Below are 7,274 nucleotides of genomic sequence, written 5' to 3' on the forward strand. Positions count from 1 at the left end.
AAGCCTTCGTGGTAACGCTTGTCATGGCGTGGTCTCCAGCCCGGCGCGTCAACGCCGGGTGATTCGAGGTTGATCACCCCGGAGACTACGCCACTTTCAATTCCAACCGCTTTTCGGACGGCACCCGCCGCACCTTGCGGGAATACTGTCTCGCGCTCGTGCAACACGACTAGAGCAAGGCGAGGGTGATACGAACCGAACGCGTTGGCGCTAGGTAAGCTTTGCTGACGTGTCAAGGCCGTGTCGATCGACCAAGAATCTCGGCGAGCTGCGACGCGAGCAAGAGGTAGAAAGCCTCACCACACGGCCAGATACGTTGCCTTGGTGAGCGTTCGCCGCACCGTGGGGTTTTCGGATCCCACGAATGAGAAGTTCGTCGACGCGTTGCATCGGATATCGCTTGGTATCCGCTCGCGGGCCGTCGGCCTTATCGCCCCCTTGGTCGTCAGCCTGGGCCACAATTGCTCCTTGAGTTGTATTTGGCGACCGACGGTGCGATGATGCTCGCGCTCACAGACGCGTACTCGGTTTCTGGAATTCCAGGTCGCAAGCTTTTCTTCCTTGCAGACGCATGAGCACAGCAGTGAATGCGAACCCGGTCAGCGAGATTGTTGCCTGGCACGCGATATCTCAACAAGAGGTCGTGGAGCGACTCGGCACCAGCCGGGAGAAAGGTCTCGATCCGGCTGAGGCCGCGGTCCGCCTACGGAAATACGGGCCAAACCGTCTGCCGGAAGGCAGGAAGGAGGGCCCGTTTGCCCGGTTTCTCGCGCAGTTCAACAACGTCCTGGTCTACGTGCTGCTCGCCGCGGGATTCACCAAGTTGATGCTGAACCTCTGGGTTGACGCGGCAATCATCTTTGGTGTGGTCGTTCTCAACGCGCTGCTTGGGTTCATTCAGGAGGGCAGGGCCGAGAAGGCACTGGACTCCATCCGCAACATGCTGTCGGCGGAGGCGCGGACGGTGCGCGGTGGCGAAACCCGCATGATTGCTGCGGAGCAGCTTGTTCCGGGCGACGTCGTGCTCCTGGAGTCGGGTGACAAGATTCCTGCAGACCTGCGGCTCATCGAGGCGAAGAACCTGCGGACTGAAGAGGCCGCCCTCACTGGCGAATCGGTGCCGGCGGAGAAGGGCGTCGATGCGGTGCCTGCGAACGCGACGGTCGGGGATCGCGAGAGCATGGCGTTTTCCGGCACCATGGTCACGTCCGGTCGCGCGACCGGAGTGGTCGTCTCGACCGGTAGCGAGACCGAACTCGGCCGCATCAACCAGCTCCTCGCCAATGTCAGTCCGCTCGAGACTCCGTTGCTGCGCCAGGTCAAGAAATTCGGCTACGCCATCACCGCTGCGATCGGGGTGATCAGCGTCCTGATATTCGCCTACGGAAAGTGGGTGAAGGGTATGGACTTTGTGGAGCTGTTCCAGGCCGTCGTCGGCATCGCCGTATCGCTCATTCCGGAGGGACTACCCGCGCTCATCACGATTACCCTGGCCATCGGCGTGCAGCGCATGGCGCAGCGCAACGCCATCATCCGGCGATTGCCTGCGGTCGAGACGCTTGGATCGGTGTCGCGGATTTGCTCGGACAAGACGGGCACGCTGACGCTCATGGAAATGATGGTGGTGTCCGCCGTCACGGCTGAGTCAGCATATCAAATTACAGGCGACGGTTATTCGCCGAAGGGGGAGATCAGAAAGGACGGAAAGCCCGCGGGCAGGGAGCCGGTACTCGCGCTCATGGGGCGGGTCTCGTTGCTCTGCAACGATGCGGAGCTGTTTCTGGAGGAAGGCCGCTGGAAGGTGGAGGGCGATCCGACGGAGGGCGCGCTCTATCCGTTCGCGGCCAAGCTCGGTATGGATCGGCAGGCAGAGCAGGCGGCAGCTCCGCGTATCGATGCCATTCCCTTCGAATCCGAGCACAAGTTCATGGCGACGCTCCACGAGGCTGCGAGCGGCGAGCAGGTGCTGCTGGTCAAGGGCGCCCCGGAAGTGATCCTCGATCACTGCGATCGCGAGCAGACCGCCAACGGCCAGCCGAGGCCGCTCGGCCGCGAGCACTTCTTGAAACAATCAGACCGGCTTGCGGCTCGAGGCGAACGCGTGCTGGCGCTGGCGTGGCTCGAGACTCCGAATGTGAAGATCGGCGGTCTCACCGCGGCCGACTTGCCGCGGACGCTCGTCTTGCTCGGCCTGATCGGCTTGCTGGATCCGCCGCGCAAAGAGGCCATCGAGGCTGTGAAGGAGTGCCACGGCGGTGGCATCCGGGTCACCATGATCACGGGCGATCACAAGATCACCGCCGCGGCCATCGCCAAGATGCTTGGTCTCGGCGACGGGAAGACGGCGATCACGGGCGCCGAGATCGAGGGCATGGACACCGCGACGTTGCAGGAACGCGTTCGCGCCGTTGATGTCTTCGCGCGTGCAAGCCCTGAACACAAGCTGCGCCTTGTGAAGGCCATTCAGGCCAACAACCAAATCGTGGCGATGACAGGCGATGGCGTAAACGATGCGCCTTCGCTCAAGAAAGCCGACATCGGCGTTGCGATGGGTATCAAAGGCACCGAGGTAACGAAGGAAGCAGCCGGGATGATCCTGGCCGACGACAACTTCGCCTCGATCTCGGCAGCGGTGAAAGAGGGACGCACGGTCTACAACAATATCGAGAAGGCCATGCTTTTCTTGTTGCCGACCAACGTCGCGCAGGCGCTGGTGATTGCGTCGGCAATCTTTCTTGGCTTCACCATGCCGATCACCGCCCCGCAAGTGCTCTGGGTCAATATGGTGACTTCGGTTGCGCTTGGCCTGGTCATCTCCTTCGAGCCGCACGAGATCGATGTGATGCAGCGGCCTCCGCGCGCGGCGGACCGCCCGATCGTCACCGGCTTCGGGATTTGGCGGGTCGTCTTTGTTGGCTTGGCGCTCCTTGCCTACACCCTGCTGGCGTTCTTCTGGATGAAGGGCCAGGGCGCTTCGGACGGATTGGCGCGGACGGTCGCCGTCAATGCCATCACGATTGGCCAGGTGTTCTATCTCTTGAACAGCCGCTATCTGCTCGACTCGTCGCTCGACCTCAAGGCGCACATGGGCAATCAGTACTTGCCGCTCGGCATCATTGCCGTGGTGATCCTGCAACTGATCTTCACCTACACACCACCGTTCCAGGCGATGTTCGGCAACGAAGCTATCCCGTTATGGGTCTGGCCCTGGCTGCTGGCAGGCGGTTTGGTGTTCTTCCTCGTCGTGGAGGCTGAGAAGCTGATCATTCGCTCGTCGGGTTCGTTGCGAGAGGTTGTCGTCGCTGCCGAAGCCGGCAACTGATCGCAGAGCCTTGGACAAGGGCGTCAGGCTTCGCGCGCAAGCTCCGTACGCGCGGCCGCCACCTCCTTCTTCTGCTCCGCGCTCAGCGTCGGGTATGCAAGGTCAAGCTGCTCGACCGTCTCCACGATCGCCGCGGCGACGACAAGCCGGGTGAACCACCTGTTGTCGGCCGGCACCACATACCACGGCGCGTGCTGCGAAGCCGTGGCCCGGATCGCATCTTCAAATGAGCGCATGTAGTCGCGCCAGAACTTGCGCTCATGGACGTCCGAAGGAGAGAACTTCCAGTTCTTCTCCGCGTTGTCGAGGCGCTTCATAAAACGCTTCTTCTGTTCCTCGCGCGACACGTTCAGGAAAAACTTGAGGATGACCACGCCCTGCCGGGTCAGGTAGTCTTCGAAACGCGCGATGTCGGCGAGCCGTTCGTCCCAGATGCGCTTGCCCATGAACTGCGGAGGCAATTTCTGTCGCTTCAGGATATCCTCGTGCACACGCACAACGAGGACCTCCTCGTAGTAGGAGCGGTTGAATATGCCGATCTTCCCACGCTCGGGCAGACGCCTGACGTAGCGCCACAGGAAGTCGTGGTCGAGCTCCTCTTGCGATGGCTGCTTGAACGAGGAGACCTGACAGCCTTGCGGATTGACCCCCGACATGACGTGTTTGATCGTGCTGTCCTTGCCAGCAGCATCCATGGCCTGGAAGACGAGCAGCAGCGACCAGCGGTCCTGGGCATACAGCATGTCCTGTTCTTCTGCGAGCCACTGAGTGCCGCGTTGCAGGAGGTCGGCTGCTTCACCCTTGTCCATCTTCAGGGTGCGCGTATCACCGGGGTCGAAATCCTTCAGTTGAAAGCCCTTGCCGTTAGTGACGCGGAACGGGTGGGTGTACTTCTGGATTTGGTCGAGAATCTCTTTTCTCGGCATAGCGAGACCTCCCATTTGTGAAGAGACAAACTCGCTCGGTCGCTTAGGCGCCGCGAGATTTGAGTCAGAAACCGCGCGTAACGTCCTCACTTTATCATAGCAACAATGCCTGCCGACCCAGCGGCGTGAAGTTTACTGGATTCCTGCACGCGTTCAGCAAGAATTGGCAGCGGGCTCGGGTTTCCTGATCCGATTATTGCATTGCTCGAATTCAGCTTGATCGGAGCAAGATTGAGAACTCGTCTGCTTCCGTGCTTTACGAAGAAGTCTGTAGTAGTGGTCAACCCAGGGCAGGGTAGGACCATGGCTGAATACCTCCCGCCCCAGCCAGCCGCCGCCTCAACGCAAGATGGTTTGACAATCCGATTGTGTCAGCGATCTTCGGGGCTTATGCACTGAACGGGCCGACCGCGATCAATCTCGCATTCGGCCCGCCGCGTTGCCACTGGGAACTTGGTCGTATCCTCTCGCACGCGGTGCGCCCCGCACTTTGTCGATCAAAACAAGCCGTTCGCTTGGAAGGAAACTCGCCGTGACAGAATCGAAAGCCGTCATCATCGACCGGCATCCAGGCCGCTCCACCCAAACCATCGGGATTGCGCGAGAGCTTGGCACCGATCCGGATCTGATCCACGAGCCGTCGGTTGGCGTGGTCGGCACCAAAGGCGACAGCCAGTGCTACATGGGTGTGACGGCGAAGGTCGATGCCATCCACGCCAGTCTCAAGAGCCGCATCGGCAAGGGCGCGGGCCAGTTGAAGCTGCGCCTGGTCCAGCCGGAATACACGATCGCGACGTCGGACGGTATCCGCAACGGCACCCGCGAAATGCGCTATTCGCTGATCGGGCGTGAGGTCACTCACGATGCGCTCTGCGAGCATTTGAGCGCGACCGGTCTCCGCGGTACCATCGCCGTCGTAGCCTGTGACAAGCCGCCGGTCGGCACGCTGGCGGCGCTGCTCGAGCACAATCAGCCGGCGATCATCATGTCGGATGGGCCCATCCATCCCGGTACCGACCCGAACACCGGCGAGAAGCTCGACATCGTCAGTGCCTATCAGGTCGCCGGCAACCCAGACGCCGAATACCGCCATCGCATCGCCTGTCATGCCTGCCCCGGATACGGTAGCTGCGGCGGCATGTTCACCTACAACACCATGCAGACATTCATTGGCGTCGTCGGCATGCAGCCGCTGCACATGGTGGCGCCACCGTCCGACGATCCCCGCCGGCTCAAGGAATTCCCGGGCCAGCTGGTCGACTACCTCGCGCAAATGATCGCGAAGGACCTGAAGCCGCGCGACATCGTGGTTCGCGATTCCATCCGAAACGCCGTCATCGTCGCAATGGCGGTCGGCGGTTCGACCAATGTCACCCTGCATGCGCCGGAGATCGCGCGCGCCGCAGGCTTTGCGGACTTCTGGAAAGAGGTGATGACGCCGGCCGAGTTCAATCATCTGTCGCAGTATGTCGTTCCGGTCCTCACCGACGCCCGCCCGTATGGCAAGTATTCGATGGTCGACATCGACCAGGTTGGCGGCGTGCAGGTGATCGTGCGCGAACTGCTGGAGGCCGGGCTTCTCAACGGCGACGTGATGACCTGCACGGGCGAAACGCTGGCGCAGCAGGTCAAGCGCCTCGGCACTAAGGCCGTCGATGGCACGGTGATCTATCCCGTCGCCAAGCCTTATAAGCCGACCGGAGGCCTGCGGGTTCTCGGCGGCAATTTGTCGCCGGAATTCTCGGCGATCCTGAAGCTTGCCGGCGTCGAAGGCGGACTGGAAAACAATCTGTTCCGCGGCAAGGCGCGCGTGTTCGAAGGCGAGCAGGGCCTGCTTGACGCGCTCGACAAGACGCCCGGGCGATTCCAGAACAACGACATGATCATCGTGCGCTACGAGGGGCCGAGCGGCGCTCCCGGCATGCCGGAGATGCTTGACCCGACCTCGCGCATCACCACGCTGTGCCGCGAGCGGGGAATCGTGGTGGCGCTGATGACCGACGCGCGGTTCTCCGGCGGATCGGTCGGCCTTGTCATCGGCCATGTCGGCGCTGAAGCGGCCCTTGGCGGACCAATCGCTCTCGTTCGGGACGGTGACGAGATCGTCGCGGACTTGAACAAGAACGAGCTCAACTGCACGGAGCTGTCGGATCCTGCCGTTCTCAGGCAGCGCAAAGCCGCATGGGACAAGGTGGTGGCGGATAACGGCGGCATCCACCCGAATTGCGGTGACGCGGATACGCGCCTGTTGCACCGCGCGCGGCTCACTGCCGTTCCTGCCACTCGCGGCGGCGGCCTGCATCCGAATCGCGAGGTCTGGGTGCGCCAGCCGCGCGAAGCAAAGCCGTCGGGTTTTGTGCCGACGAACAAGCACCGGCCGGAGACGAAAAAGGCATTCTAGGAACGGCGGCTGGCGCCGATGATCGAAATGTCAGCACCGACCGCAGGCAAAGTGCCCGGAGGTGGGAAGTGGTAAAGTAGAATGCGGGCACGTCCATGACCGGCGCGCATTCGATTTGGCAATTCCCAATCTGCTGCTGAGCAAGCACGACCTCGGCAACGAGCTGAACAAGATTCGCTGGGAACTGGGGAGGGCTGTCGGTCGGAAAATGCGGCGTCACGCCTGAGCGCTGACTATTGTCCCGGGTACCTTTATGGCCACGCTGGAAGGCATGGATGACCGTGCCGAGGCAATCATGGAGATATTTGAAACAGCGCCAAACCACAAACAAGGGATTGTCGGCTCTGGTTGGATCTGAGTCTACGTTCTGGAAAAACACGTTTATTCAACTGGCGTTTTCGGCCTCTATTCGAGTCCAATTTGGTTCCATCGGAGTCGCCCGGCGACCAAATTGGTTCCATCGGAGTCTACCTTCGAACGAACGTCGCGCCGGGGGTCGCCTAGCATTACAGTTGTTTTTTTAGTGGGTTTCTGAATCCATGGGCAACCATGATTCGAAGATCGTGGACGCAGGCAGCGTCGATTGAGGAGACGCTTGCGTTGTGGGCGGCGTCGCTTCGGGAGA

Annotated in this window: 3 protein-coding genes; 2 read left to right on the forward strand and 1 reads right to left on the reverse strand. The window is 61.3% G+C overall.

All coding sequences use genetic code 11. The features are described from left to right. Nucleotides 1–583: 583 nt before the first annotated feature. Nucleotides 584–3,322, forward strand: a complete 2,739-nt coding sequence (locus ACZYOF_RS41085; protein WP_463719315.1) for an HAD-IC family P-type ATPase — start codon at nucleotides 584–586, stop codon at nucleotides 3,320–3,322. Between the two features lie 23 nt (nucleotides 3,323–3,345). Here ACZYOF_RS41085 and ACZYOF_RS41090 read toward each other — a convergent pair whose 3' ends face one another. Next, nucleotides 3,346–4,248 carry a polyphosphate kinase 2 family protein gene (locus tag ACZYOF_RS41090; protein WP_282526522.1) on the reverse strand — a complete coding sequence of 301 codons (903 nt, stop codon included), beginning with the start codon at nucleotides 4,246–4,248 and terminating at the stop codon, nucleotides 3,346–3,348. Between the two features lie 532 nt (nucleotides 4,249–4,780). Between ACZYOF_RS41090 and ACZYOF_RS41095 the strand changes: the two genes are divergently transcribed. Then, complete coding sequence (locus ACZYOF_RS41095) at nucleotides 4,781–6,649, forward strand: dihydroxy-acid dehydratase domain-containing protein (RefSeq protein ID WP_463719316.1); 1,869 nt, start codon at nucleotides 4,781–4,783, stop codon at nucleotides 6,647–6,649. The last annotated feature ends 625 nt before the right edge of the window (nucleotides 6,650–7,274 follow it).

It is taken from the genome of Bradyrhizobium sp. LeoA1Lang, assembly GCF_055413685.1.

Excerpts from the sequence above, each read along its gene's own strand:
- ACZYOF_RS41090 (WP_282526522.1), bottom strand. The coding sequence starts at position 4,248 with ATGCCGAGAAAAGAGATTCTCGACCAAATCCAGAAGTACACCCACCCG.